The sequence below is a fragment of the Kribbella sp. NPDC002412 genome (assembly GCF_053592935.1).
This window is the reverse complement of sequence record NZ_JBSFBL010000009.1, coordinates 122,929-147,150: the sequence shown is the minus strand read 5'-3', so window position 1 is coordinate 147,150 and position 24,222 is coordinate 122,929. Positions and strand designations below refer to the sequence as shown.

Here is a 24,222-nt window from a genome sequence, read left to right as displayed (position 1 = left end):
CGCACAATTCGTTCCGCGAACCGACGAATCCGGCCGTTGCCGGAAACAACAATGACGACCATGAACCTGGTCCAGAGCCTGTCCCGCCACCGCCCGGCAGTTCGTGGGATCGCCGGCCTGTCCGAGGCGGTCGTCGACCTCTCGGCGGTTCGCGACAACGTCCGCGCCTTCCGCAGTGTGATCCCGCAGGGCGTCATGGCCGTGGTCAAGGCCGACGCCTTCGGCCACGGCGCCGTACCGGTCGCCCGGGCAGCCGTCGAGGCCGGCGCGGCCTGGCTCGGCGTCGCCCGCGCCGAGGAGGCACTGCAACTGCGCGCCGCCGGGCTGACCGTTCCGATCCTGACTTGGCTGTACGACGCCGCCGAGCTGATGCTGCTCGGTGACGTCGACGTGGATGTCAGCATCTCCACGATCGCGGAGCTGCAGCGAGTGGTGTCCAACCCGGCGGTCCACCACGTGCACCTCAAACTCGACACCGGACTGCATCGCTCCGGCAGCGCACCCGATCAATGGATCGAGCTGACCCGAGCGGCCGCGCATTACGAGGCGCTCGGCGCTCTCACGGTCCGCGGCATCTGGTCGCATCTCTCGCACGGCGCCAGTGCGGATGCGGTCCAGAGTCGCCATCAACTCCAGCTCCTCCGCACCGGCCTGGTTCTCGCGAGGCGCGCTGGTTTGCGGCCGACCGTCGTACACCTGGCCAACTCCGCCGGGGCGATCACACTCGACGCGCCCGACTGCGACCTGGTCCGGATCGGCGCCGGGCTGTACGGGATCGACGAGACCGGGCTCGGGTTGCGGCCGGCGATGCGGCTGATGAGCAAGCTCGCCCAGGTACGGCGGATCCGCGCAGGTGAAGGAGTTTCGTACGGGCACGACTTCGTCGCCGACCGGGACACGACGGTGGCGCTCGTCCCGCTCGGGTACGCGGACGGCATCCCGCGCGTCGCCGGCGGACAGGCGAGCGTGCTGTGCCGAGGTGTCCGGATGCCGATCATCGGCCGGATCGCGATGGACCAGTTCGTCGTGGACGCGGGCGATCTCCCGGTCGAACCCGGGGAGCCGGTGACGATCTTCGGCGACGGGTCGCGGGGCGAGCCGACCGCGGCGGACTGGGCCGGCTGGGCCGGCACCATCCCGCACGAGCTCTACTGCGGGATCGGGTCTCGGGTCCCACGGCGCTACGAGGAGGCGGCCCGATGAAGGTGGCAGTCGTGATGGGCGGCGCGAGCCCCGAGCACCAGGTGTCGCTGGCCAGCGGCCGCGGGATCGCCAGGGCGATCAGCATCCTCGGCCACACGCCGATCCCGCTGGTGATCGATGCCGAAGGCAACTGGGTGGACGGTCAGCACGAGGCGATCGAGATCCTCCAGGCCTGTGACGTCACCGTCCCGGCCCTGCACGGCGAAGGCGGCGAGGACGGCACGCTGCAGGGATTCCTGTCCCAGCTGAAGGTTCCGTACGTCGGCAGTGGCGTGGCGGCCAGCGCGGTCGGGCTCGACAAGCACCTGACCAAGTCGGTGCTGAGGGCGCACGGTATCGCGGTCACGCCCGGAGTCACCCTGCGAGGCGCGGACCTGACCGACACCGAGGCCGCGATGCAGAGGCTCAAGGAGGCCGGGCTCGACTTCCCGCTGTTCGTGAAGCCCGGAAACGGTGGCTCCAGTTTCGGCGTGACCCGGGCGACCGACCTGCCGACGTTGTCGCACGCGATCGCGGAGGCCGCCGTACTCGATCCGCACGTGCTGGTGGAGAAGGAGATGGTCGGGCGGGAGATCGACCTCGCCGTGCTGGAGTCTCCGGACGGACGGGTCGAGACCGCGCCGGCGTTGGAGATCCACAGTGATCCGGGCCAGCCGTTCTTCAACGCCACGGCGAAGTACGACAGCAGTGCCACGCGGTTCGTCGTACCGGCTCCCTTGGATCCCGCGCTGGCCGATCGGCTCCGGCGTACGGCGATCGAGGTCTTCGACGTGCTCGGTTGCGAAGGGCTCGCGCGGGTGGACTTCTTCGTGCCGGCCGAGGGCGAGCCGGTGGTCAACGAGATCAACACGTTCCCCGGCTTCACCCCGGCGTCGCAGTTCCCGCGGATGTGGGCGGCCGCCGGGATGAGCTACGCCGAGGTCGTCGACACCTTGCTGCGTACGGCGGTGGCGCGCGGATGACCGTCCTGCTGAGCGACGACCGGATCACACAGCTCCCCGCGATCGAGAGCGGTGAACCGCTGGTCGACCTGTTCACCCGGAACCTCGCGACGACGGATCGCCAGTTCGCCCGGGAGAGTGTCGCGGACCGGCTCGCGATGGCCGACGCGTTCCTGCCCACCGGCGTACGGCTGCAGGTCGTGGAAGGCCTGCGGCCGATCGAGAACCAGCTGCAGATCTACGACGCCTATCGCGCCGAGCTCGAGCGGCTGCACCCGGGCATCTCCGATCACGACGTCCAGGTGCTGGCCAGCCGGTTCGTCTCGCCGGTCGAGGTCGCGCCGCACGTCGCCGGTGCCGCGGTCGATCTGACGCTGATCGGTGCGCACGGTCCGCTCGACCTCGGGACGCCGATCGACGCGACACCCGAGCAGAGCAGCGGCGCGTGCTTCTTCGACGCGGCCAACATCAGCCGGGAGGCGCGGACGAACCGCTTGCTGCTGGCCGACGTACTGACCGCGGCCGGGTTGGTGAACTACCCGACCGAGTGGTGGCACTGGTCGTTCGGCGACCGCTACTGGGCGTACGTCGAGGATCGCCCGAACGCCATCTACGGGCCTGCCGAGGTCTAGCGCCCGAGGACGAAGGTCTGGATGGCGACGACCGCTGCGCCGACGGCCCACTCGGAGAAGTCGGCGGGCTGCAGGACCATCGGGAGCTCCGCGCCGGACGGGTGGCGGTCGCCGTGCAGCCCGGCGAGCAGCTCGTCCTGGGCCACCTCGGCCAGCCGAACACCTTCACCGCCGAGGACGACGAGCTCGGGCATGGTGAAGTTCGCCGCCGCGGCGATCAGGCGGCCCAGCGCGCGGCCCGCCCTGCTGACCACCTGAACGGCCGCCGCGTCGCCTTTGGCGGCGAGGTCGAGACATTCCTCGTACTCGACGGTCCGGCCGAGTGCGCTGCCGACCTGGTCGGTGATCGCGCCGACCGTCAGCAGGCTCAGCGCGCAGCCGCGGTGCCCGCGGTCGCAGCGTGGTCCGTCCGGAACCAGCGGGTGATGGCCGATCAGGCCGATACTCGTGTCGGGGCTGTCGACGACCCGGTTGTGGACGACCAGGCCGTACCCGATCCCGACCCCGATCGTCAGCAGCACGAAGCGGTCCGAGCCGCGGCCGGCGCCGAACCAGTGCGTCGCCTCGGTCAGCGCGTTCAGGTCGTTCGCGACCACGACCGGGGTGTCGGTCGCGGCTGCGAGCAGCTCGCCGAGCGGTACGTCGACCCAGTTCAGGTACGGGCCCCACCGGACCTCGGAGTTGCCCCCGACCCGGCCGCCGACAGTCACGCCGATGCCGGTGATCGGCCGCTGCCCGGGCACCTGGACGGCGAGGTCGTCGGCGAGCTCGAGGACGAGCCGGCACACCGCGGACGGCGTGTGGTCGGTGAGCGGACGCTCGATCCGCGTGATCACCTCGGCCCGCAGCGTCGTCAGGACGCCGATCGCGGTGTCACCGGTGAGTTTGATGCCGACGAAGTGGTGCGCGGCCGGATCGAGGTCCAAGGGTTGTGACGGGCGGCCGACCCGGGCGTCGGTCGGTCCGGCGGACACCTCGACGAGCAGCCCGGACTCCACCATCGGCTTGGTCAACCGGGTGAGGCTGCCGGGCGACAGGCCCACGCGGCGGGAGAGTTCGGCGCGCGACAGCGGGCCGTCGAGCAGGATCTCCAGCGCCACCTGCCGAGACGGACCCGTCAATGGTCGCCACTCACCCACGCGACCAGCGTAGCGGCGGAGCGGCGAAGGGGTTGGACGCCGGGACGTGACCCGGTCCGCGGTTCTGGCCGCACAAGCCCCGGCGTCAAGCTCAACCCCAAGGTCCGCAGGTGTCTGGGTGCGGACCGATTGCGGGCGGAGTACCCAATTCTTCTTGAAGTATGCACCCGATCGAGGAGCCCGGCGCCGTTACTTTTCCTATATTTTCGGAACGTTTCAAACGCTTCTACGACGGCTGTCCCATCCGTCGTCAGCGGCCGCGGGTGGTGAGTCCGGGAAGGACCAGGGTGAGCCAGCGCGCCCGGACCGCCCGCGGTTGGTCGATCGGGGCGGACGAGATCAGCAGGTAGAAGTCGTCCACGGTGACATCGGGGTGCAGGTCGCCGTCCGCCTGAGCGGCCTCGATCAAGGCGTCGGCCGCGGCTCGGGCGCGGGTCTCGGCGGGCTCGTCGACAGTCGCGGCGCCCAGCGTGCGGGCGGCCGCCTTGACCGCGGCGTCGGTGGCGGCGGCCTCCAGGACCCGTTCGACGAACGCGGTGATCTCGGCCATCGGGTTGGCGCCGGCCGCGACCCGCGCCTGCGCGGCCTCGGCGTCGTCGGCGACGTGGCCGAGGTGCTCCGCGATCACCGCGGTGACCAGGTCGGTCTTGTTCGGGAAGTGCCGGTACAGCGTGCCGACGGCGACGCCGGCCGCGGCGGCGATCTCGTCCATCCCGGCGTCCGGCCCGTGCCGGGTGATCTGCTCGCGGGCGGCGTCGAGGATCTTCTGCCGGTTCCGGACGGCATCGGCGCGCGGACTCATGCGGTCTCCCTTGCAATAGCGTGAACCATGGTTCATGATAATCGTGAACCAGAGTTCATCTTACCCTCAGGGACGGTCATGACCACGAAAATCGCCCTCGTCACCGGCGCCTCGTCCGGGATCGGCGAGGCCACCGCCCGCAAGCTGCAGGCCCTCGGCTTCACCGTGTACGGCGCTGCCCGCCGGGTCGACCGGATGGCGAAGCTCGCCGCCGACGGCATCCACCCGATCGCCATGGACGTCACCGACGAGGACTCGATGCGCGCCGGGATCGACCGCATCCTGGCCGAGTCCGGGCGGATCGACGTACTGGTGAACAACGCCGGCTACGGCTCGTACGGCGCTCTCGAGGACGTGCCGTTGTCGGAGGCGCGGTACCAGTTCGAGGTGAACGTGTTCGGCGCGGCGCGGCTGATCCAGCTCGTGCTGCCGGGGATGCGGGCGCAGCGCAGCGGGACGATCGTGAACATCAGCTCGATGGGCGGCAAGATCTACACCCCGCTGGGTGGCTGGTACCACGGCACCAAGTTCGCCCTCGAGGCGCTCAGCGACTGCCTGCGCCTGGAGGTCAGGCCGTTCGGCGTCGACGTCGTGGTGATCGAGCCCGGCGGCATCCGCACCGAGTGGGGTGGCATCGCCGCCGACAACCTCCGCAAGGTCTCGGCCGAGGGGCCGTACGCCGGCCAGGCCGAGCCGATGGCCAGGTCGATGGACTCGGAGCTGGCCGACCGCCGTACCTCCCCGCCCTCGGTGATCGCCGACGCCATCGCCAAGGCCGTCACGGCCCGCCGGCCCCGCACCCGCTACCTGGTCGGCTTCGGCGCCAAGCCGCTCGTCACGCTCCGCCGGATCCTGCCCGACCGCGCGTTCGACTTCACCATCAAGCGCGCCACCGGCGTCCGCTGACGTTTGTTGCCGCCCGCAACCGTCAGTGCGGGAGCTTGCGGGTGTCGATGAGCTGCTGGGCGACGTCGCGGAGCTTGGTGTTGGTGTCCTGGGAGTAGCGCTTGAGGATGGCGAAGGCCCGGTCGCCGTCGACGTCGAAGCGTTCCATCAGGATGCCCATCGCCTGGCCGACCAGCTTGCGGGCGTCGACCGCCTGCGCCATGGTCTCCTCGTGCCGGGCCGAGGCGACCGCGACGGAGGCGTGCCGGGCGAGGATGTGGGCGATCGCCTCGTCGTCCTGGCTGAAGGCGTCGGGGATCGGGCTGTAGAGGCCGAGGACGCCGACGGTCGAGCGGGTGCTGTCGCCAGTGGTCAGCGGGACGTCGAGGACGCTGCGGACTCCGAGCGCGCCGACCTTGGCCGCCCACTCCGGCCAGCGGTTGTCGGTGAGGGTGTCGCGGATCAGGATCGTGGACCGGTCGCGGAGCGCGGTGACGAGCGGGCCGGTCTCGGTGCTGAGCTGGAGGTCGTACACGTCGGCGACCACGGGGTCGGTCACCGCCGCGATCTCGGGACGGGAGCCGCGGGCGTACAAGGCGATACCGGCGTAGGTGCAGCTCAGCGCCTGGAGGGCGAACTGGACGACGGCGTCGACCGTCTCCTCCACCCCGGGAGCGTCGTGCAACTCGATCGCCAGCCGCGCGAACGCGTCTGCCGATGCCACAGCGACATCTTGGTCGGTCAACGAAACTCCAGGCATGCTCGAACCAACGGGCACCCCGTGGCTGGAGTGATCCTCAGGAGACATCATGCAGCCCGCACCCCCCAAACTGTTAGCCGGATCGCCCGCCGATTTTTTCTGGGTCGTTGAACCCAGAACGATACAGTGAACGCATGACGGACTTCGCCGGCCTGCTGAGTGGCCGGACGAGCTGGCGGCGCGAGTTCGCGGCTCCGGTGCGCGCCTTCCTGCGGACCGAGGCGGGCAGTTCCGGCGTCCTCACCGCGGCGATCCTGGTCGCGCTGCTGTGGGCGAATCTGGCACCCGGGACGTACGAGGACTTCTGGCGGACCGAGCTGTCGATAGCGCTCGGTCACGAGGTGCTCGCGATGGACCTGCGGGAGTGGGTCAACAGCGGTCTGATGACGCTGTTCTTCCTGGTGGTCGGCCTGGAGGCGCGGCGCGAGTTCGACCTCGGTGACCTGCGCGACCGCAGCCGGCTCGTGCTCCCGCTGGTCGCCGGCATCGCCGGCATGGTCCTGCCGATCCTCATCTACCTCGCGTTCAACGCCGGTGGCGAGGGTGCGCACGGGTGGGGTGTCGCGATGTCGACCGACACCGCGCTGGCGCTCGGCCTGCTCGCGCTGGTCGGTCGCGGCGTACCCGACCGGGTCCGGGTGTTCCTGCTCACAGTGTTCGTCGTCGACGACGTGATCGCGTTGCTCGTCATCGCCGTCGTGTACAGCGAGAACATCCAGCTGATGCCGCTGGCCATGGCGATCCTCGCCTTCGCCGCCGTGGTGGTTCTGGCGGTACTGCGCGTGCGGAAGGCGTGGGCGTACGTCGTCCTCGGCGTCGTCACGTGGGCGGCGCTGCTGACCAGCGGCGTCGACCCCGTGGTGGCCGGACTCGCGATCGGTCTGACGGCGTCGGCGTACTCACCTGGGCGGGAGGAGCTCGAGCAGGCGACCGGGTTGTTCCGGCTGTTCCGCGAGCAGCCGACCCCGGAGCTGGCCCGCTCGGCGACGGTCGGGCTGACCACGACGATCTCGCCGAACGAGCGGCTGCAGTACCTCTACCATCCGTGGACCAGTTACCTGATCGTCCCGCTGTTCGGCCTCGCGAACGCCGGGATCACCATCGACCTGGACTTTCTCGGGCGGGCGTACACCTCGCCGATCACGCTCGGCATCCTGGTCGGGTACGTGGTCGGCAAGCCGGTCGCGGTGTCGGTGGCGTCCTGGCTGCTCACCCGCTTCTCCGGTGGGCGCTACCGGCCGCAGGTCGGCTGGGCGGCGGTGGTCGGCAGCGGCGCCATCGCCGGCATCGGGTTCACCGTCTCGTTGCTGATAGCAACGATCGCGTTCGAGGGGCCGGCGCTCGCGGAGGCGAAGCTCGGGCTGTTGTCGGCGGTCGTGGTGGCGTCGGGGCTGACCTGGCTGGTGTTCCGCGCGGCCAGGTTGCTCTCGCCACCGAGGAAGGCGCTGGCGCTGCTGGGTGACGCGGAGCAGTTGGTGGACCTTGCCGATCCGGTCGATCCCGAGCGCGACCACATCCGCGGTCCGGAGACGGCGTCGGTGACCCTGGTGGAGTACGGCGACTTCGAGTGCCCGTACTGCGGGATGGCGGAGCCCGTCGTCCGCGACCTGCTGCAGGACGACGACCTGCGGTACGTGTGGCGGCACCTGCCGTTGAGCGACGTCCATCCGCGGGCGCAGATCGCGGCGGAGGTGTCGGAGGCGGCGGCCGCGCAGGGCGCGTTCTGGGAGATGCACGACCTGCTGCTCGCGAACCAGGAGAACCTGCAGCCGAAGGACCTGCTCGGGTACGCCGAGGCGCTCGGGCTGGATCAGCAGAAGTTGCACGACGACGTGAAGCGGCACGTGGCCGCGGCCCGGGTCGCGCAGGACGTGGAGTCGGCCGACCTGAGCGGGGTGTCCGGGACGCCGACGTTCTTCGTCAACGGGCAGCGGCACTACGGCGCCTACGACGTCGAGACGCTGAAGGCCGCGATCAAGGTGGCCAGGGCGCGGGCCAAGCTCCAACGCTGACAGTATTTTGTGGTACTAGGGCATTTCTGCCACTTGTTGAGGTGGGTCCCGGTGCCCGACGCTGGTGGCTCCGCTGATCGAGAAGGAGCCCCGAATGTCCGTTGACCTGCACACATCGGCTGTTCTGCAGACGCCCGCCGCCGATCGGGAAGCGGCGGTAGCGCACTTCGCCGGGCGGCTCGCGTTCGAGGCGGACGTCTCGGACGTGGCCGCGGACATCGGGGCCGGCGTGACCGGTTGGGTGCTGGTGGACAGCCGGAGCCAGGAGAGCTGGGACCAGGGTCACGTGCCGGGCGCGATCCACCTGCCGACCCGCGAGATCGCCGGCCGTGCGGCGTCCGTCGTACCCGAGGGTGTCACTGTGGTGACGTATTGCTGGGGGCCGGGGTGCAACGGTGCGACGAAGGCGGCGCTGGAGTTCGCCAAGCTCGGCTACCCGGTCAAGGAGATGATCGGCGGCTTCGAGTACTGGGCCCGCGAAGGCCTGCCGGTGGAGACCGCCTCGGGGATCGAACGCCGGGCGGCCGACCCGCTCACCGCGCCACTGGGGATCGCCTGCGCCTGCTGAGCGTCAGAGGTTGGCGAGGTATTCGGCGTTGCCGCGGATGGCCGCCTCGTAGCGCTTGATCTCCGGCGTGCCGAGGCGGTCGGCGATGACCAGGAGGAGGGTGGCGAGCGCCTTGTCCTTGTGGCCGGCCGCGTGCAGGGTGAGCGACTTGAACACCCGCAGCGAGTCGGACTCGGGGAACTCGGCGCACGCCGTCTTGAAGATGTCCAGGGACTCGTCGAAGCGGCCGAGGTTCCGCAACGTGCTGCCGTACTGCAACAGGCACTTGCGCCGCGCCTCCCCGGTGAGCCCCGGCAGCGCGCGCTCGTAGTAGACGACCGCCTGCTCCTCCTGCCCGTCGGTGTCGTACGACCCGCCCACCTCGTACAGCACGTACGGGTTGTCCGGGTGCTCCTCGAGCAGGTTCAGGAAGAAGTCGATCGTAGGCTGCATGTTCCCCCGGTCCCGCCGGCTGAACGCCTCCTCGATCGTCGCCGCCAATTCAGGCGTCAGATCGGTCGTCACCCTTCCATCATGCCAACTCACTCGGTACGGCGTTGTTGCCATGGCCAGGCGCCGGAGATCTCGACTTCGAGGGCGAAGCTCAGGACTGTGCGGATGACGACGATCAGGCCGAGGACGAGGACGCTTTCGACGGAGGTTTCGACGATGATCGTGCGGATGATGTCGCCGACGATCAGGATCTCCAGGCCGAGCAGGATCACCCGGCCGAGGTTGACCCGGAGTTGCTGGTAGCTGCCGGTGCCTCTGCGGACGACGTCGTACGCGTAGCGGACCAGGACGACGGCGACGCCGATGGCCATGATGACCACGCCGGCGCCCTCGATCACCCGGGCCACGTCGGCGAACAGCGCCTCGAAGTCCACTCCCCAGGAGTACCAGTCAGGCCGCGGTCTCGCCGGCTGGCTCGCCGGGGCGGATGTTCTGGTTCAGGTGGAAGACGTTGGCCGGGTCGTACGCCGTCTTGAGCGCGGTCAGCCGGGCCAGCTTGGCCGGCGGGAAGGCGCGGTTGATCGGGTCGCCGTTCAGGGTGTTCAGGTAGGCGCCACTGGCGTACGGCGCCAGGCCCGCGGCGTACTCGCGGAGTTGGGCGATCCGGGTCGCGTCCTCGGCCGGGTCCTCCCAGCGGGTCGCGGTGACGAACTCGAACAGCGTGTCCCGGTGGCTGAAGGCCGCGTCCTCGTCCGGTACGTCGGCAATCGCACCGCCGTACGCCTGCAGGCTCGCGGACACACCCGGGGTGTTCAGCAGCGCGCGGATCGCGTCGTCGGGCAGCGACTTGAAGTAGTGGCCCTTCCAGTAGCGCCGGTAGCGGTGCCCCTGTACGGTGTCATCGCGGCTCTGCAGCGTCAGGTACGACATCTCCTCGACGTGCTCGTCGGCCACGGGACCGAGCGCGCGGAAGGCCAGCAGGAGCTCGTCTCCACCCTCACCGATCCACACGTAGCCGACCGTCACGCCGTCGGGAGTGACGTTCGCGGTGAACGTCGCCTGCCGCGGCGCGGTCGCGTTGAGCTCCCGCCATCCCCGCAGTACGTCGAACCCCGCGGCCATCGGATACGTGAACTCGGCCACCAACGCCCGGGTGCCGGCCTGGTGCAGCCGGAACTCGAACGACGTGACGATGCCGAAGTTCCCGCCGCCACCGCGCAACCCCCAGAACAGCTCGGCGTTCTCGTCCGCACTCGCCCGAACCACCGAGCCGTCCGCGGTGACCAGTTCGTACGACGCCACGTTGTCGCAGGCCAGGCCGAACTGCCGGGCCAGCCAGCCCATCCCGCCGCCGAGCGTCAGCCCGCCGACACCGGTGTGCGAGACGTTGCCCGCGGTCGTCGCCAGACCGTACTGCTGCGCCGCCTTGTCCAGCTCACCCAGCAACGCCCCGCCCTGGACCCAGGCCAGCTGCCGCTCCGGATCGACCCGGACGGCGTTCATCGGGGTCAGATCGATCATCAGCCCACCCTCGGGTACGGCGTGGCCGGCGATGCTGTGGCCGCCGCAGCGGACCCCGATTTCCAGCCCGGCCTCCCGGGCGAACCGGACCGCGGCGACGACGTCGGCGGTGTCGTGGCAGCGCGCGATCGCGGCCGGGTAGCGGTCGATCATCGCGTTCCAGACGCTCCGGGCCTCGTCGTAGCCGGCGTCGCCGGCCTGCAGCAGCGTGGTCATCGTTCCCTCCAGGATTCTCGGTGTTGCCACCACCCTGACAGCGCAGCGGTACTCCGATAAGGTCCAGTTGCGTGAGCCGAAACAGGACCAGTTCCGGCGCCGGCGAGCTGCTGGTCGAGCTCCGCCGGGACGGCGGCACGCCGCTGCACCAGCAGCTGGAGAAGGCGATCCGGGACCGGATCCGGCAGGGCCTGATGCACGCGGACACGGTGATGCCGTCGACCCGGGCGCTCGCCCAGGACCTCGGGCTGTCCCGCGGCGTCGTGGTCGAGGCGTACCAGCAACTGGTCGCCGAGGGGTACCTGGTCAGCCGGGGCGGCGGCTACACCCAGGTCGCCGACATCGCGGTGGTCGAGGCCTCGACGATCCAGACGCCGGCAAGCGGTCCGCCGCGGATCGACTTCAAGTACAGCCGGCCCGACGTCTCCCAGTTCCCGCGGGCCGCCTGGTTGCGCTCGATCCGGAAGGTGCTGAACGAGGCGCCGCACCTCAGCTTCGCCTACCTCGACGGCCGCGGCGCGCTCGAGCTCCGGCACGCGCTCGCCGACTACCTCAACCGGGTCCGGGGTACGGCGGCCAGGCCGGGGAACATGCTGATCTGCAACGGCTTCGCCCAGGGCTCGCGGTTGCTGCTGCACGTCCTCGCGAAACAGGGGCATCGGCGGCTGGCGCTCGAGGACCCGTCGGACAACGAGCTGCGGGAGGTCGCGGAGGCGGCCGGGCTCGAGGTGGTCGGCGTACCTGTGCTGGAGTCGGGGATCTCTGTCGACGCACTCGATCAGTCCGGGGCGGACGCCGTACTGGTGACGGCGGCGCATCAGTTCCCGACCGGGGCGGTGGCGTCGGCGGAGACGCGGGCCGCGCTGGTCGCGTGGGCGGCGCGCCGGGACGCGTTGATCATCGAGGACGACTACGACGCGGAGTACCGGTACGACCGGGAGCCGATCGGCGCGATCCAGGGCCTGGCGCCGGACCGGGTGGCGTACGCCGGGACCGCCAGCAAGACGCTGGCGCCGGGGCTCCGGCTCGGCTGGCTGGTCCTGCCGGACCGCCTGGTCGAGGACATGTCCACCGCGAAGCTGGTCGACGACCGCGGGTCGCCGGTGCTGGAGCAGCTCGCGTTCGCGGACTTCGTCGCGCGGGGTGAGTTCGACCGCCACCTGCGCCGGATGCGGCCGCGGTACCGGCTGCTCCGGGACACGCTGGTCGACCGGCTGGCGGAGCGGTTGCCGGAGCTCGTCCCGGTCGGGGTATCGGCCGGCCTGCACGTGATGACGTGGTTGCCGGATGGGTTGTCCGAGAAGGCTGTGATGGCGGCCGCGCTGGAGCGAGGCGTCGGCGTCTACGGGCTCGCGCCGTACTGGATGGCGGGAGACGGACCGGCCGGGCTGGTCTTCGGGTACGGCGGCCTGACCGCGAAGGCGGTTGCCGAGGGCATCGACGTGCTCGCGGACGCGGTCTCCGGGCTGGGTGAATAACTATCCAATTGCTTGCAAGTTGATTCGGCTGCTTCTACGCTGGGTGGAGTGATCAGCGCAGCTCGCATCGACAGTCTGATGAACCAGGGCTGGCCCGCCGAGGCCAAGACCGAACTGGACGGCTGGGTGATCCGGCGCAACGGCGGCGTGACCCTGCGAGCGAACTCCGTGCTGCCCAAAAGTACGCCGTTCGACCTCGGCAAGGCCTTGGACTACGTGGAAACCCTGTACGAGGCGCACGGCATCACGCCGTCCTTCCACGTCAGCCCGGCGGCGCAGCCGGTGGACCTGGACGCCCAGTTGGCAGCCCGCGGCTACACGGTGCGGAACCCGACGCTGGTGCAGTGTGCCGAAGTGGCCGACGTGCTCGACCGGCTGCCGGACGTGCCGACCGACGTGAATATTTCTGCCGCGCCGGACGACGACTGGATGGACTTCTGGTGGTCGATCGACGGGCGCGGCGGCGATGCCGGGAAGCAGGCGACGGCGCGGGGCATCCTCAACCGCGGCCGGGCGTTGTACGCCGTGGTCCCGTCGACTGGCCCGATCACGGCGATCGGCCGGCTCGCGCTGGTCGACGACTGGGCCGGGCTGTACTGCCTCGCCGTCGACGAGCGCTTCCGGCGGCAGGGGCTCGCGCTCGCGGTCATCCGCGCGTTGTTGCAGGAGGCAACGACCCTCGGGGTCCGGTACGTCTTCCTGCAGGTGGTCGCGGACAACGAGCCGGCCCGGGCCCTGTACGACCGGTTGGGCTTCCGGACCGTCTCGCAGTACCACTACCGGGTCAGAGCGTGAGTTTCTCCAGGTGATCCAGGACGACGAACTCCGCGCCGGCGGTCTCGACCGAGGTGCGGAGTTTCGTCAGGTCGGCCCAGGGCACGGACGGCTTGTCCAGCGGTTGGTCGAAGTCGTCCCAGTGGGTGGCGACGACCTTCCGGACCGGCTTGATGGTACGGAGCAGGCGGTCGGTGATCCCGGGCTCGCCGCCGGGGGCCGCGAAGACGACGTCCACCTGTAGGTCGCGGAGGGCGCTCGGGTCGAAGTTCGCCGTACTCAGGCTGAGGATGCGGACACCGCCGATCGTGATCACGTACGCGAGCGTGCCGCCTTCGAGCAGGTCCTCGATCACGCGTGGCCGCGGTGGTACGCCGTCGAGGCGGTAGCCCGGGTAGGCGTAGGTGTGGTGCCGTCCGCTGCACGAGTGCAGGGACGGGAAGACCTCGATGGTGAAGCCTTCGAACGGGAGGTACTCGCCGCCGCGCACGGGTGACAGCAGGTCGGCCGGCGTCCGCATGGCCTTGAGCATGTTGACGTGCGACTGGGTGCCGAGAACGGTCGCCTGGGTCTTCTTGGCGACGTACGGCACGTCGGCCATGTGGTCGTAGTGCCCGTGGTGCACCAGGATCGCGTCGGCCGTGGAGATGTAGCGGTCGATCACGTCCGGCTTGATGACGAGCTTGGTCTTGGGGTCCGCGCCCTCGGGGGTGAACGTGCCGGTCTTGAAGCGCGTGATCCACGGATCGGTCAGCACGATGTGCTTGCCCCAGCGGATCTGCCAGGCGTGGGTGCCGAGCCAGGTGAGCTCCACCCGCTCCCCGGCCTCGTCCCCGGTCGTCGCCCCACCTGCCGCGACCTCGGCCGTCGCGGCTTCGCCGAGGGTGGCCACTCCCACGACGCCGGCGGCGCCGGCCGCGGCCGCCCCGGTGATGATCCCTCGTCGACTCACCTTCACGCTGTCTCCTCTCGCCGGAACCGACTCCTCAGTCAAGGCGAGGCGGTCGGCGAGTGTCGAATATGCTCTTACGCATGCTCCGATTGCCTGGTGATATCGCCGCAGGTCAGCTGGGTCATGCTGACTGAACGGCATCTGCAGATCTTCATCGCGCTGGCCGAGGAGCAGCACTTCGGCGATGCCGCGCGCGTCGTCGGCATCACCCAGCCGCCGCTGTCCCAGGGGCTCCGGCGGCTCGAGGCGCTGGTCGGGGCGAAGCTGTTCGAGCGCGGGCAGGGCCGGGTCGAGCTCACGCCCGCGGGTGCGGCGTTGCTGCCGTACGCGCGGCGGGCGCTGACGTCGATCGAGGAGCTGCACCAGGCTGCGGTCGCCCGGGATCCGGAAGGGCCGGAGATCCGGCTCGGGTTGGCCCCGGAGGTTCCGCCGGCTGCTGGTGCCGCGGTGGCTGCGGCTTGCGGGGCGGCGATTCCGGGGAGCCGGGTGACGGTGGTTTCCGCGCCGACGAGCTCGTTGGTTGGCCAGGTGTCCGCAGGTCGGCTGACGCTGGCCGTCGTACTGCATCCCGCCGTACTGGATGGGCTCGAGGCCGGTCCGGTGACGTTGGTGCCGACCTGGGCGCTGGCGCCGGTGTCGGTGGTGCCGGATGACGGTGCAGAGGTCAAGCTGCGGCAGTTGGGCGGGTTGCCGGTGGCTGTTCGGCCGCGGGCGGAGGCGCCGGCGGCTCGTGATCTGTTCGTGGACACGCTGGAGTTGCATCGGCCCGATGGTGGGACCGTCGTCGTGACAGACGAGCGTGCCGGGCTCGCGATGGCTGCGGCGGGCCAGGCGATCGTCGTGACCGCGGATCCGTCGCTCACTGCGCCGGGAGTCGGTCGGCACCTGATTGTCGACAATCCACTTCCGCTGCGTCTGCGGTTGGTGTGGGCGAGGACGCGTACGCCGTTCATGCGGCCGGCCGACGTGATGGCTCAGTTGACGGATGCGCTGGTGCTGTCGTGAACGCGCGGATCCGGGCGGTGTTCGAGGACGCCGGGGTGCGCGGCTGGCTGCATGCGGTCGCGCTGGACGCGCCGGAGTCGACGGTCGAGGTGGACGCGGACGGCGTCGTACCGATGGCGTCGGTGTACAAGCTGCCGTTGCTGGCCGGGTTCTGCCGGTTGGTGGATCTCGGTGAGCTCGACCCGCTGGCGAGGTTGACGCTGGATCCGGCGGATCGGACTCCCGGACCGACCGGGCTGTCGGCGCTGGCGGATCCGGTGACGATGTCGTTGCGCGATCTGGCCTTCTCGATGATGACGGTGTCGGACAACGCCGCTGCCGATGCGCTGCTGGGATTGGTCGGGCTGCGGCGGTTGGCCGGCCTGCTGGAGTCCTTCGGCCTGCAACGGACCTGGGTACGGCGGGGGACCGAAGGGAGTCTGCGTGATCTGCAGCGGCGTACCGGGCTGAACGATCCGGATGCGGCACTCGCCGTACTGGCGGACAACGACCGGACCGATCCGGACGGGGTCTACGAGGCGGCGACCGCATCCGCGAGCAGTCCGCGCGACATGACGTTGCTGCTGCGGCGGCTGTGGGCGGGGGAGTTGCTGTCGGGTGCGCAGACGGAGTTCGTGCAGGCGACGATGCAGCGGCAAATCTTCCAGCACCGGATGGCGTCCGGCTTCCCGCACGACGGCGTACGCGTCGCCGGGAAGACCGGAACGTTCGGTGCGCTGCGCCACGAGGTCGGCGTGGTCACCCTGCCCGGCGGCGCTGCCTTCGCGATCGCCATCTACACGCTGGCCGCGCGCGGCGACTTCCGCCAACCTCGTGTCGACGCCGCCATCGGTGAGGCCGCCCGCCTTGCGGTGGACTTGTTGCGCTAGCTCCAACGCAGCGGCGCCGTGGGCGGCAGGTCGATGAGTGGCTCGAGATTGCCGTAGAGGGCTTGGCCGCTCGGCGAACGCAGCAGTGTGTACGGCGACGGATCGGCGATGGCGCTCGCCTCCGTCAGGCGGCGTTGGTGCTCGGCCGGAAGCGTGACCTCGGTGCAGCCGAGGGTCTCCTCGACCTGCTCGACCGTGCGGGCGCCGACGATCGGGATGAGGCCGGGGTGGCGCTGGCGCAACCAGGCGAGCGCGACCTGGGAGGAGGCGATACCGAGCTCGTCGGCGACCTCGTCGACCGCGCGGGCGATGGCGAGGTTGTGCTCGGTGAGTTGCTGCTCGTTCGCCGTACGGCGGAGCGACTCGCCGCCGCCGGGCCGGGTGTACTTGCCGGTGAGGACGCCGGCGCCGGTCGGGGCCCAGGCCAGGAACGGGAGGCCCTCGCCGGCGGCGTACGTCAGCACTTCGGGTTCCGTCGTACGGTCGATCAGGCTGCAGGGGAACTGCAGTCCGGCGAACCCGGTCCAGCCGCGCACCGACGCGATCGCGTTGGCCTGGGCGACCACCCACGAGGGGCCGTCGGAGAAGCCGAGGGCAAGGACAGTCCCGGCGTGCACGAGGTCGTCGAGGGCACGCAGCACCTCGTCGACGGCGCAGGTGTGGTCCCACGCGTGCACCCAGAGGACGTCGAGGTAGTCGGTGCCGAGCCGGCGCAGGCTGGCCTCGACCGACTGGCGCAGGTTCTTGCGGGAGTTGCCGGCCGCGTTGGGGTCACCCGACCGCATCGCGAGGCTGTACTTCGAGCCGACCACCCAGTGGTCGCGGCCGGTGGCCAGGTAGCGGCCGAGGATCTCCTCGGTCTGGCCCTCGTGGTACTTGTTCGCGGTGTCGACGAAGTTGCCGCCCTCCTCCGCGAACGTGTCGAGGATCCGGTGGCTCTCCTTCTCGTCGGCGCCGAACCCCCAGACGTCGCCGAAACTCATGGTGCCGAGACAGATCTCCGAGACCCGGATTCCGCTCGGGCCGAACAGTCGATAGCGCATGACGTTCACCTCCTGGTTGCTGACGCTAGGAGGTGGCGCGCTGTGGCCGCGTCGCACGAATCAGCCAACTCTTACCGACGCTTCGTGGTGCGGACGTACCACTCAGGCGAGCCGGTGCTCGAAGGCGTAGGCGGTGGCGGCGGAGCGGGTGGAGACGCCGGTCTTGGCGAAGATGTTCTGCACGTGCCGGCGGACGGTGTGCTCGCTGAGGACCAGTTGCCCCGCGATCTGGCGATTCGTGTGGCCGGCTGCGACCAGCGCGAGGATCTCGACCTCGCGGGCGGTCAGGCCCGCGACCGTGTTTGGGCGCACGGAGAGGCGCTCGAGATCGGGCCGGGCGCCGAGGCCGGTGAAAGCGGCGACCGCGGCCTCCCGTTCGAGCTGGGCCGTCTCTTCGTCGCCCAGCGCGGCGCAGGCTACCGCGATCAGTTCGCGGGTACGCGCCACGTCGTACGGCGCTTCGAGCTCGCGCCAGCGTAAGAAGGCCTGACGCAGGAGGACCAACGCGGCCGAGGCGTCGCCATCCGCCAGCAGGACCGATCCGAGTGACTGGGCTGCCCGGGCCCGCAGTACGGCGGATTGGTGCTTGGTTGCGATGGCCTGGAGCTCGCGTGCCTGGGTGAGCGCGCGTGGGAGGTCGGGCAGTCGCAGGAGGACCTCGATGGAGGCGGCCAGCAGGGTGGCGCGCAGACAATCGCCGGATGTCTCGTCCAGCGCGCGCTCCAGCGCGACCTGGGCTGCCTTGGTCTGCCCGCCCGCCATTCTGAGCAGGGCCAGCCCTGGCTGTGGATCGCGTCCCTTCCGGCTCGCCTGCAGGTAGGCGCGCTCGGCCTCGGCCGGCTCACCCTGGAGTCTGAGCAGTTCGCCTTCCTGGTAGTAGGCCTCGCCCTCGGCGGGGTGCCCGGCCAGCCGGGCCTCGGCGGAGCGCGCGGCCTCGATCGCCGCGTCCCAGGAGCCGTCGACCTGCAGGACCTGCGAGCGGTGCACGAGGCACTGGCCGCCGTACGGGACGAGATCCGGCTGGGTCTCGCACCACTCGCTGAGCGCCCGCGTCCACTCGCGGGCCCGGCCGAGATCGAGCGTCTCCTGGCAGACGCTCAGCCCGGCGCAGTACGTCAGCCCGATGTTCATCGGCGACACGTCCTCCGCGCTGACGGTGAGGATCGCCTCGTCGAGTACGCCGATGCCCTCGGCAACGTCGCCCAAACGGACGAGGGTCTCGCCCAGGCCCACCTGGGCGAAGGCGAGCAGATTGCGGTCGTCGAAGCGGCGGCCGATCTCGATGGCGCGGGTGAACGCGATCAGCGCCGCGGGGTGGTCGCCGGTGATGTAGTCGTACAGGCCGGCGTGCGCGGCGAGGAGGCCCGGTCCGGGTCCCTCCGTGGGCGACTCGTCCAGGGCGCGCCGAGTCTTCGACATCCAGCCCGTCGACCTGGCGTGCTGCCCGTGCAGGAGCAGATCGATCGCCAGCCAGAACGCGCAGCCGGCACCGCGGTGCACGTCGCCCGCGGCCCACCACGCGGTCGCGGCCGCCTCCCAGGCGCGGGCGCTGTCCGCGTCCCGCCCGATCAGATGCGCCGTGACCGCCAGCCGCTCGAGATCCTCCGGGGCCGCGGAGCCCGCGAGCAGCCGGTACGCGTCCGCCCAGGCGCGATGCTCGTACGCCGCCCGCCCGCTGTCGACCTCCATGGCCAGCCCCTCCGCAGCCAGTGTGAGCCCAGTGTGAGCACGGCCGCGGCGCCGGGTAAAGCCTCTGGTCAGATGACCGCGTACGCCTCCACCTCGAGCAGCGCCTCCGGCTTGAACAACGCGACAACCTGGACCGCCGTGCTGGCAGGTGGGTTGGCGGTGTCGACGTACTCGTCCCGCGCGGCCCGGATCGCCGGCAGGTACCCGATGTCGGTCACGTAGAAGTTCAGCTTCACCACATCGCCGAACGTGGCCCCGGCTGCCTTCAAACAGGCATCCAGATTCGCAAACACCTGCCGCGCCTGCGCCCCCGCGTCCCCCACCCCCACAAAGTTGCCCTCAGCATCCAACGCCACCTGCCCCGCCACCGCCACCCACTGCCCCGCCCCCGTCACCACATGGCTGTACCCATTCCCCGCCGCAACCCCCACCGGCACAGGAAAAGAAAACCTGCTCAAGACGTCCTCCTAGACTTCGACCGCCCCATCTTCACCCCCGCACCCCGGCGGGTCTACCGGAATTGCTCGGCCACCGCCCGAAGCTTGTCGACGTACACCTGTCGGCGCGCCGCCGCACCGAGGCTGTCGTGCTCGGTTCGGCTGTCGATGAGCCGAGATGCGTCATCACCCCGAGCAGGTTGGTCCCGGTCGGTGGGTGGTGGGGGTGGCTACTGGCCGGGGTGATCGAGCAGGCTGGGGCGGTCGCGGTAGGCGCCGCAGCGGTCGCAGATCTCGTAGCGCTGGCCGCCTTCGCTCCACTTGTTGCGCCAGTCGTGCAGCCGGAGCATGCACTTCCAAGGCTTCTTCATCTTTCGACGGTAGGACTGCCTCGGAGCGACGACAACAGGAAGTTTTGTACCTCGTCCTGCATCTCGTGGTCGAAGCGGTGGGGGCCGGGGTGGAAGTGGGACTGGTAGGTGCCGGGGCCGGAGTGGAAGCGTTCGGTGAGTGCGCGGTCGGCGGCGAGCATGCCTTGGGGTGGGAAGAGGTCGTCGTCCTCGGCGTAGACGACGAGCTGGTGGTGGCGGGCCCGGCCGGCGGTGAGGGACGGGTGGTCGAGGTGGCGGGCCAGGCCGGGGGTGGTGAACAGCCAGGAGTGGGCGTCGAAGTACGCCGGAAGCAGTGCCTCGAACGTGGTCATCATGCAGACGATCGCGGACGCCTTGATGTCCGGGTCGAGCGCGGTGAGGGTCGCCGAGCGGCCGCCGCCGCCGGAGAAGCCGAAGACGCCGATCCGGTCCGCGTCCACCTCGTCGAGCCCACGCAACACGCTCAGCGCGACGAGGTCGTCGTACGCGACCATCCCGGCGAACGACGTACCGAGCAGGCCGGCCGCCTTCGCGATCGTGTGCTCGTGGTGGCTCGCGGCGACGTCGTACCACTCGTCGTCACCAGGGGAGCGGTCTGCGGCCAGCCATGCCGCCTCGTACGTCGCCATCACGTCGCGCAGCCGCCACGGCAGCGGATCGAGCCCGAAGCGCCGCGAGCCCCAGGCGAACGTGTCGTGACACAGTACGACGAAACCCGCGCGGGCCAACGCGTTCGCGACCGCCCGGCCCTCATACAGCTCCTCACGAAGCCGGATCGCGGCGGCGCTCGGCTCAGGCGTCTCGACGAGCCGCTCGGCCCCGATCGCCTTCACACCCGCATGGCAGTGCAACCCGAGCACGCCGGGTGCAGACGAGGCCTCAATCGGGCGCAGCAGCCAAGCCCGAGTCGGCGGCCCGAACGGGTTGTTCCACTCGAGCACACTCCCGCGGACATTGTCCGATTGCCAATCGTCGACAATCCGCACGTCCGGCCGCTCACCCGGTTCCGGTACGCCGAGCAACCCGGCGACCCTCGTGGTGAGCTCGTCCCCGGTCAGCGGGGACGCGTCCCGGACGAAGCCCGGCCAGTTCTCGTAACCACCCAGCGCACTCGGTCTCAACCCTTCACCGCTCCCGCCGACGGGCGAACTTCGTTGCACATAGGCGAAGACAAGCACAACGGGTACGACGTCCACCACGCCCCGCCCGGCCGCCAGCGCGCCGCAGTCGACGCCGTACTCGCCGAGCCACGGCAGCACGACCTTGAGGAACCCGCGCAGCCGCCCGCACCCGTCCACCCAGGACGCCTCGTAGGATTCGGAAGGCGGTTTCCCGATCGGAGGGCGAGACCTGTGCACGTGAACCCGGTGCTCGATGCGGACTGGCCGGACCCGGACGCGCTCCGGGTCGGCGACGACTACCGGCTGTTCGCGGCGGCCTCGCAAGGCACGATGGACGGTGGCGGGGCTGTGTTCGGTCCCGTCCGGGTCACCGAGCGAGAGACGGCTTGATGGGCAGGACGCCGAAGGACTCGATCACGATCGCCGACGTCGCGCGCGCGGCGGAGGTGTCCCGGGCGACCGTCTCGCGGGTGATGAACGGGCGCCTCACCGTGGCCCCGGAGATCGCCGAACGCGTCCGGGCCGCCGCCGACCGGCTGAACTACCGGCCCAGCGACCTCGCCCGGAACCTGTCGCTCGGCCGGACGAACATGGTCGCGCTGGTCGTGCCGGACCTCGGCAACCCGCTGTTCCAGCAGATCATGCGCGGAATCACGAACGCCGCGGCCGCGGCCGGGTACCGCGTGCTGGTCGCCGAGACGGACGAGGACCCGCTGGCCGAGGCGGACATCGCGATCGAGGCCCGCCGCCGCTGCGACGCACTCATCCTGGTGTCGCCGCGGCTGGCCGAGGAGAGCCTGCTCGAGCTGCTGCCCGAGGTGAAGCCGGTCATCCTGGTCAACCGCGAAGGGCCGTCCGACGTCGCCTCGGTCGGCGTCGACTTCGGCCGCGCGGTGCGGATCGTGGTCGACCATCTCGTCGGTCTCGGGCACCGCCGGCTCGCCTACCTGGCCGGGCCGGTCGGCAGCGCGTCGAACACGGATCGCCTGCGCTCGCTCGAGATCGCCGAGCGCGAGATCCCCGGGCTGGAGATCGTCCGGCTCGAGTGCGGCTCGTCGATCGAGGACGGGTACGGCGCGGTCGAAGAGGTGCTGGATTCACATGTCACCGCGGTGGTCGCGTTCAACGATCTGGTCGCTTTCGGTCTGCTGGCGCGGCTCAACGAGGTCGGGGTCGCCGTACCTGCGGACCTGTCGGTGGCCGGCATGGACGACATCGGGTTGTCGCGGTTCGCCGTACCGTCGCTGACAACCGTCCGGGTCCCGCAGCAGGGGATGGGGGAGTTGGCGTGGCGGAGGTTGTACGCCGAGATCGCCGGGACGGAGGTGGAGCTGGACGGGGTGCCGGACCTGCGGTTGGCGTTGCGGGCCAGCACCGGGCCGGTTCCGCAGGCGACGCGGTTGCAGTCGGACGCGCCTCGCGGGCGGTTCGGGCCTGTGCGTTGGCAGCAGCAGGGGGACATCTTCGTGCTGGGGTCCGAGTCCGGCCTGCTCGCGCACTATGAGTTCGGCCGGCGGATGCCGCAGGTGCATTCGCCGCGGCCGTACCTGCATCCGGTGCGGACGCTCGGTGGCCACCCGCTGACCGAGGTGAGCCCGGTCGACCACCGGCACCACTACGGTGTGTCGCTCGCGGTCGCCGGCGTCAACGGGACGTCCCACTGGGGCGGTCGAACCTTCCTCCCTGGGCGCGGGCCGACCTTGCTCACGAACCACGGCCAGCAGCGCAGCCGCGGAGTCACCGTGGACGACGGTCCCGGCAACGCGTTGACCGACGAGATCACTTGGTACGACGAACAGGGCCGGCCGCAACTGGTGGAGCGCCGACAGCTCAGCGGCTTGCTGGCCGAGGGCGGCTGGCGTCTCGACTGGCACAGCGTCCTCACCGCCCGCTACGGCCCCATCCGCATCGACAGCCCGGCGACCGCGGGACGCCCCGGCGCCGGGTACGGCGGCATCTTCTGGCGACTGCCGTCCGCCGAGAACACCGTCGTACTGAGCGAGGCCGGTGAAGGCGCCGACGCCGCTTACGGCTCGGTCAGCCCTTGGCTCGCTTTCGTCCAGCAACGCGGCGACAGCGTCACCACTCTGCTGCTGGCGCAACCCGCGGACGTCCGCCCCTGGTTCCTCCGCTCCACCGACTACGTCGGCGCCGGCCCAGCGCTCGCCTGGCAAAGCGCCCTGGCCCTACAACCCGACCAGGAGCTCGAGCTCAGCCTGTCAGCCCTCCTCCTGGACCGTTCAATCGACCTCACCGAGGCCCCAGAGCTGGCCGCGCGCCTGCGGACTTAGAACGTCGGGAGACCGGTCACCGGTGAGGACGCTTGGGCTGAGTGCCAGCGGCGGGGGACTCGGCCGGCCAGGCGGGCGGCTCGGCCTGCGTTGACTGCGTCACGCATCGCGGCGGCCATCAGGGCCGGCTTTTCGGCTCGGGTGACCGGGGTGGCGAGCATGACGGCGGCGCAGCCGAGCTCCATGGCCAGCGCTGCGTCACTCGCCGTACCGATGCCTGCGTCGACGATCACCGGGACGTTCGCGGCCTCGGCGATCAGCGCGATGTTGTGCGGGTTCCGGATGCCGAGCGCGGAACCGATCGGCGCCGCCAGCGGCATCACCGCCGCGCACCCAGCCTGCTCCAAGCGGCGCGCCAGGATCGGGTCGTCATTGGTGTATGGCAGCACAGTGAAGCCGTCCGCGACCAGCGCGTCGACCGCGTCCAGCAACTCGATCGGATCCGGCATCAGCAGATGGTCGTCGGCGACCACCTCCACCTTGATCAGGTCGGTCTGCAGCGCCTCCCGGGCGAGCTTCGCGGTCAGCACAGCCTCCGCCGCGGTGTGGCAACCGGCCGTGTTCGGCAGTACGTCGATCCCGTGCTGCTTGAGCACATCGAGGATCGAGCCCTCGTGGCCGGTGCCGAGCCGGCGCATCGCGACCGTGGTGAGTTGGGTGCCCGAGGCAAGCAACGCCTCCTCCATCACCTCGAGGTTCGCGGCGCCGCCGGTCCCCATGATCAGCCGGGAGGTGTAGATCCGGCCGCCGAGCTCCAGTGGGTCGTCCATGTCCTCGATCACGTCCTCAACCACCCTGGACCGCACTGACGATCTCGACCCGGTCGCCGTCCGTGAGCGTCGTACCGGCCCACTCGTCGCGGGTCAGCACGGTCTGGTTCACCGCGACCGCGATCCCGGTCTCGCGGTCGGAGTACTCCCGGACCAGCTCGGCAACGGATCGATCCGGCGGGACTGTCGTCGCCTCGCCGTTCACCCACACGTCGTACGCCATCGCGTCCTCCCTACGCCGGCATTACCCGATACAGGTTCAGCGGTCGGCGACACCGTGTGTCAGTCGCCCTCTCAGCCCACTCTGGCGT

General features: G+C 70.4%; 26 protein-coding genes. 12 read left to right on the top strand and 14 right to left on the bottom strand.

Annotated elements, in window-relative coordinates; translation table 11 throughout:
- The first annotated feature begins 60 nt into the window (after positions 1-60).
- From alr to ACWCOV_RS10295, 3 genes are read left to right on the top strand one after another with little or no spacing between them, the layout of a single operon-like run.
- Entirely contained in the window at positions 61-1,203 is a 1,143-nt protein-coding gene (alr, locus tag ACWCOV_RS10305) for an alanine racemase (protein ID WP_449828929.1), read from the top strand.
- Entirely contained in the window at positions 1,200-2,165 is a 966-nt protein-coding gene (locus ACWCOV_RS10300; RefSeq protein ID WP_449828928.1) for a D-alanine--D-alanine ligase family protein, read from the top strand. The genes alr and ACWCOV_RS10300 overlap by 4 nt, the downstream gene beginning before the upstream one ends.
- A complete protein-coding gene (locus tag ACWCOV_RS10295; protein WP_449828927.1) occupies positions 2,162-2,776 on the top strand; it encodes a M15 family metallopeptidase in 615 nt (204 codons plus the stop codon). The genes ACWCOV_RS10300 and ACWCOV_RS10295 overlap by 4 nt, the downstream gene beginning before the upstream one ends.
- On the opposite strand, the gene ACWCOV_RS10290 is transcribed toward ACWCOV_RS10295, so the two are convergent.
- Both ACWCOV_RS10290 and ACWCOV_RS10285 read right to left on the bottom strand, forming a co-directional pair.
- Positions 2,773-3,915 (bottom strand): ROK family transcriptional regulator, encoded by a 1,143-nt coding sequence (locus ACWCOV_RS10290; RefSeq protein ID WP_449828926.1) that lies wholly within the window; start codon positions 3,913-3,915, stop codon positions 2,773-2,775. The two genes, ACWCOV_RS10295 and ACWCOV_RS10290, sit on opposite strands and share 4 nt — an antisense overlap.
- A gap of 250 nt (positions 3,916-4,165) precedes the next feature.
- A complete protein-coding gene (locus tag ACWCOV_RS10285) occupies positions 4,166-4,717 on the bottom strand; it encodes a TetR/AcrR family transcriptional regulator (protein ID WP_449828925.1) in 552 nt (183 codons plus the stop codon).
- Between the two features lie 78 nt (positions 4,718-4,795).
- Between ACWCOV_RS10285 and ACWCOV_RS10280 the strand changes: the two genes are divergently transcribed.
- Positions 4,796-5,623, top strand: coding sequence for an oxidoreductase (locus ACWCOV_RS10280; RefSeq protein WP_449828924.1), 828 nt, complete (start codon positions 4,796-4,798; stop codon positions 5,621-5,623).
- A gap of 22 nt (positions 5,624-5,645) precedes the next feature.
- Here the strand turns inward: ACWCOV_RS10280 and ACWCOV_RS10275 are convergent, their stop codons facing one another.
- Complete coding sequence (locus tag ACWCOV_RS10275; protein ID WP_449828923.1) at positions 5,646-6,362, bottom strand: GAF and ANTAR domain-containing protein; 717 nt, start codon at positions 6,360-6,362, stop codon at positions 5,646-5,648.
- A 134-nt stretch (positions 6,363-6,496) separates the two neighbouring features.
- Here ACWCOV_RS10275 and nhaA point away from each other — a divergent pair, with 134 nt between their 5' ends.
- Together nhaA and ACWCOV_RS10265 are read left to right on the top strand one after the other, a co-directional pair.
- Positions 6,497-8,374 (top strand): Na+/H+ antiporter NhaA, encoded by a 1,878-nt coding sequence (gene nhaA / locus ACWCOV_RS10270; protein ID WP_449828922.1) that lies wholly within the window; start codon positions 6,497-6,499, stop codon positions 8,372-8,374.
- Between the two features lie 94 nt (positions 8,375-8,468).
- Positions 8,469-8,942: a rhodanese-like domain-containing protein gene (locus ACWCOV_RS10265; RefSeq protein ID WP_449828921.1), complete on the top strand. Its 474-nt coding sequence runs from the start codon at positions 8,469-8,471 to the stop codon at positions 8,940-8,942.
- 3 nt (positions 8,943-8,945) lie between these two features.
- Here the strand turns inward: ACWCOV_RS10265 and ACWCOV_RS10260 are convergent, their stop codons facing one another.
- Genes ACWCOV_RS10260 through ACWCOV_RS10250 form a run of 3 tightly spaced genes read right to left on the bottom strand, consistent with a single transcriptional unit; the run spans position 8,946 to position 11,111 of the window.
- Entirely contained in the window at positions 8,946-9,446 is a 501-nt protein-coding gene (locus tag ACWCOV_RS10260; protein ID WP_449828920.1) for a tetratricopeptide repeat protein, read from the bottom strand.
- Positions 9,447-9,463: 17 nt separating this feature from the next.
- Positions 9,464-9,808 carry a DUF1622 domain-containing protein gene (locus ACWCOV_RS10255; protein WP_449828919.1) on the bottom strand — a complete coding sequence of 115 codons (345 nt, stop codon included), beginning with the start codon at positions 9,806-9,808 and terminating at the stop codon, positions 9,464-9,466.
- Between the two features lie 16 nt (positions 9,809-9,824).
- The gene (locus tag ACWCOV_RS10250) at positions 9,825-11,111 is read right to left on the bottom strand and encodes an FAD-binding oxidoreductase (protein ID WP_449828918.1); all 1,287 of its coding nucleotides are present in this window, start codon (positions 11,109-11,111) and stop codon (positions 9,825-9,827) included.
- 71 nt (positions 11,112-11,182) lie between these two features.
- Between ACWCOV_RS10250 and pdxR the strand changes: the two genes are divergently transcribed.
- Both pdxR and ACWCOV_RS10240 read left to right on the top strand, forming a co-directional pair.
- Positions 11,183-12,589: a MocR-like pyridoxine biosynthesis transcription factor PdxR gene (gene pdxR, locus ACWCOV_RS10245; RefSeq protein ID WP_449828917.1), complete on the top strand. Its 1,407-nt coding sequence runs from the start codon at positions 11,183-11,185 to the stop codon at positions 12,587-12,589.
- A gap of 48 nt (positions 12,590-12,637) precedes the next feature.
- Positions 12,638-13,384, top strand: coding sequence for a GNAT family N-acetyltransferase (locus ACWCOV_RS10240; protein WP_449828916.1), 747 nt, complete (start codon positions 12,638-12,640; stop codon positions 13,382-13,384).
- On the opposite strand, the gene ACWCOV_RS10235 is transcribed toward ACWCOV_RS10240, so the two are convergent.
- Positions 13,374-14,315, bottom strand: coding sequence for an MBL fold metallo-hydrolase (locus ACWCOV_RS10235; protein ID WP_449828915.1), 942 nt, complete (start codon positions 14,313-14,315; stop codon positions 13,374-13,376). The two genes, ACWCOV_RS10240 and ACWCOV_RS10235, sit on opposite strands and share 11 nt — an antisense overlap.
- A 123-nt stretch (positions 14,316-14,438) precedes the next feature.
- Between ACWCOV_RS10235 and ACWCOV_RS10230 the strand changes: the two genes are divergently transcribed.
- Both ACWCOV_RS10230 and ACWCOV_RS10225 read left to right on the top strand, forming a co-directional pair.
- Positions 14,439-15,320, top strand: coding sequence for a LysR family transcriptional regulator (locus ACWCOV_RS10230; protein WP_449828914.1), 882 nt, complete (start codon positions 14,439-14,441; stop codon positions 15,318-15,320).
- Entirely contained in the window at positions 15,317-16,189 is an 873-nt protein-coding gene (locus tag ACWCOV_RS10225; RefSeq protein WP_449828913.1) for a serine hydrolase, read from the top strand. The genes ACWCOV_RS10230 and ACWCOV_RS10225 overlap by 4 nt, the downstream gene beginning before the upstream one ends.
- Here the strand turns inward: ACWCOV_RS10225 and ACWCOV_RS10220 are convergent.
- The 5 genes from ACWCOV_RS10220 to ACWCOV_RS10200 all read right to left on the bottom strand — a co-directional run bounded on the left by ACWCOV_RS10220 (position 16,186) and on the right by ACWCOV_RS10200 (position 21,027).
- Positions 16,186-17,232: an aldo/keto reductase gene (locus ACWCOV_RS10220; protein WP_449828912.1), complete on the bottom strand. Its 1,047-nt coding sequence runs from the start codon at positions 17,230-17,232 to the stop codon at positions 16,186-16,188. The genes ACWCOV_RS10225 and ACWCOV_RS10220 overlap by 4 nt on opposite strands.
- A gap of 102 nt (positions 17,233-17,334) precedes the next feature.
- On the bottom strand, positions 17,335-18,921 hold the full coding sequence (locus ACWCOV_RS10215) for a LuxR C-terminal-related transcriptional regulator (RefSeq protein WP_449828911.1): 1,587 nt from the start codon (positions 18,919-18,921) through the stop codon (positions 17,335-17,337).
- Between the two features lie 68 nt (positions 18,922-18,989).
- Positions 18,990-19,352: a RidA family protein gene (locus ACWCOV_RS10210; protein ID WP_449828973.1), complete on the bottom strand. Its 363-nt coding sequence runs from the start codon at positions 19,350-19,352 to the stop codon at positions 18,990-18,992.
- 236 nt (positions 19,353-19,588) lie between these two features.
- Positions 19,589-19,729, bottom strand: a complete 141-nt coding sequence (locus ACWCOV_RS10205) for a hypothetical protein (protein WP_449828910.1) — start codon at positions 19,727-19,729, stop codon at positions 19,589-19,591.
- Complete coding sequence (locus ACWCOV_RS10200; RefSeq protein ID WP_449828909.1) at positions 19,726-21,027, bottom strand: hypothetical protein; 1,302 nt, start codon at positions 21,025-21,027, stop codon at positions 19,726-19,728. Before ACWCOV_RS10200 ends, ACWCOV_RS10205 begins: the two co-directional genes overlap by 4 nt.
- A gap of 54 nt (positions 21,028-21,081) precedes the next feature.
- Between ACWCOV_RS10200 and ACWCOV_RS10195 the strand changes: the two genes are divergently transcribed.
- Both ACWCOV_RS10195 and ACWCOV_RS10190 read left to right on the top strand, forming a co-directional pair.
- Positions 21,082-21,240 carry a hypothetical protein gene (locus tag ACWCOV_RS10195; protein WP_449828908.1) on the top strand — a complete coding sequence of 53 codons (159 nt, stop codon included), beginning with the start codon at positions 21,082-21,084 and terminating at the stop codon, positions 21,238-21,240.
- Positions 21,240-23,141 carry a DUF6807 family protein gene (locus tag ACWCOV_RS10190; protein ID WP_449828907.1) on the top strand — a complete coding sequence of 634 codons (1,902 nt, stop codon included), beginning with the start codon at positions 21,240-21,242 and terminating at the stop codon, positions 23,139-23,141. The genes ACWCOV_RS10195 and ACWCOV_RS10190 overlap by 1 nt, the downstream gene beginning before the upstream one ends.
- On the opposite strand, the gene ACWCOV_RS10185 is transcribed toward ACWCOV_RS10190, so the two are convergent.
- Positions 23,138-23,911, bottom strand: a complete 774-nt coding sequence (locus ACWCOV_RS10185; RefSeq protein ID WP_449828972.1) for a thiazole synthase — start codon at positions 23,909-23,911, stop codon at positions 23,138-23,140. The two genes, ACWCOV_RS10190 and ACWCOV_RS10185, sit on opposite strands and share 4 nt — an antisense overlap.
- 16 nt (positions 23,912-23,927) lie before the next feature.
- The gene (gene thiS, locus ACWCOV_RS10180; protein WP_360518472.1) at positions 23,928-24,134 is read right to left on the bottom strand and encodes a sulfur carrier protein ThiS; all 207 of its coding nucleotides are present in this window, start codon (positions 24,132-24,134) and stop codon (positions 23,928-23,930) included.
- Positions 24,135-24,222 lie beyond the last annotated feature (88 nt).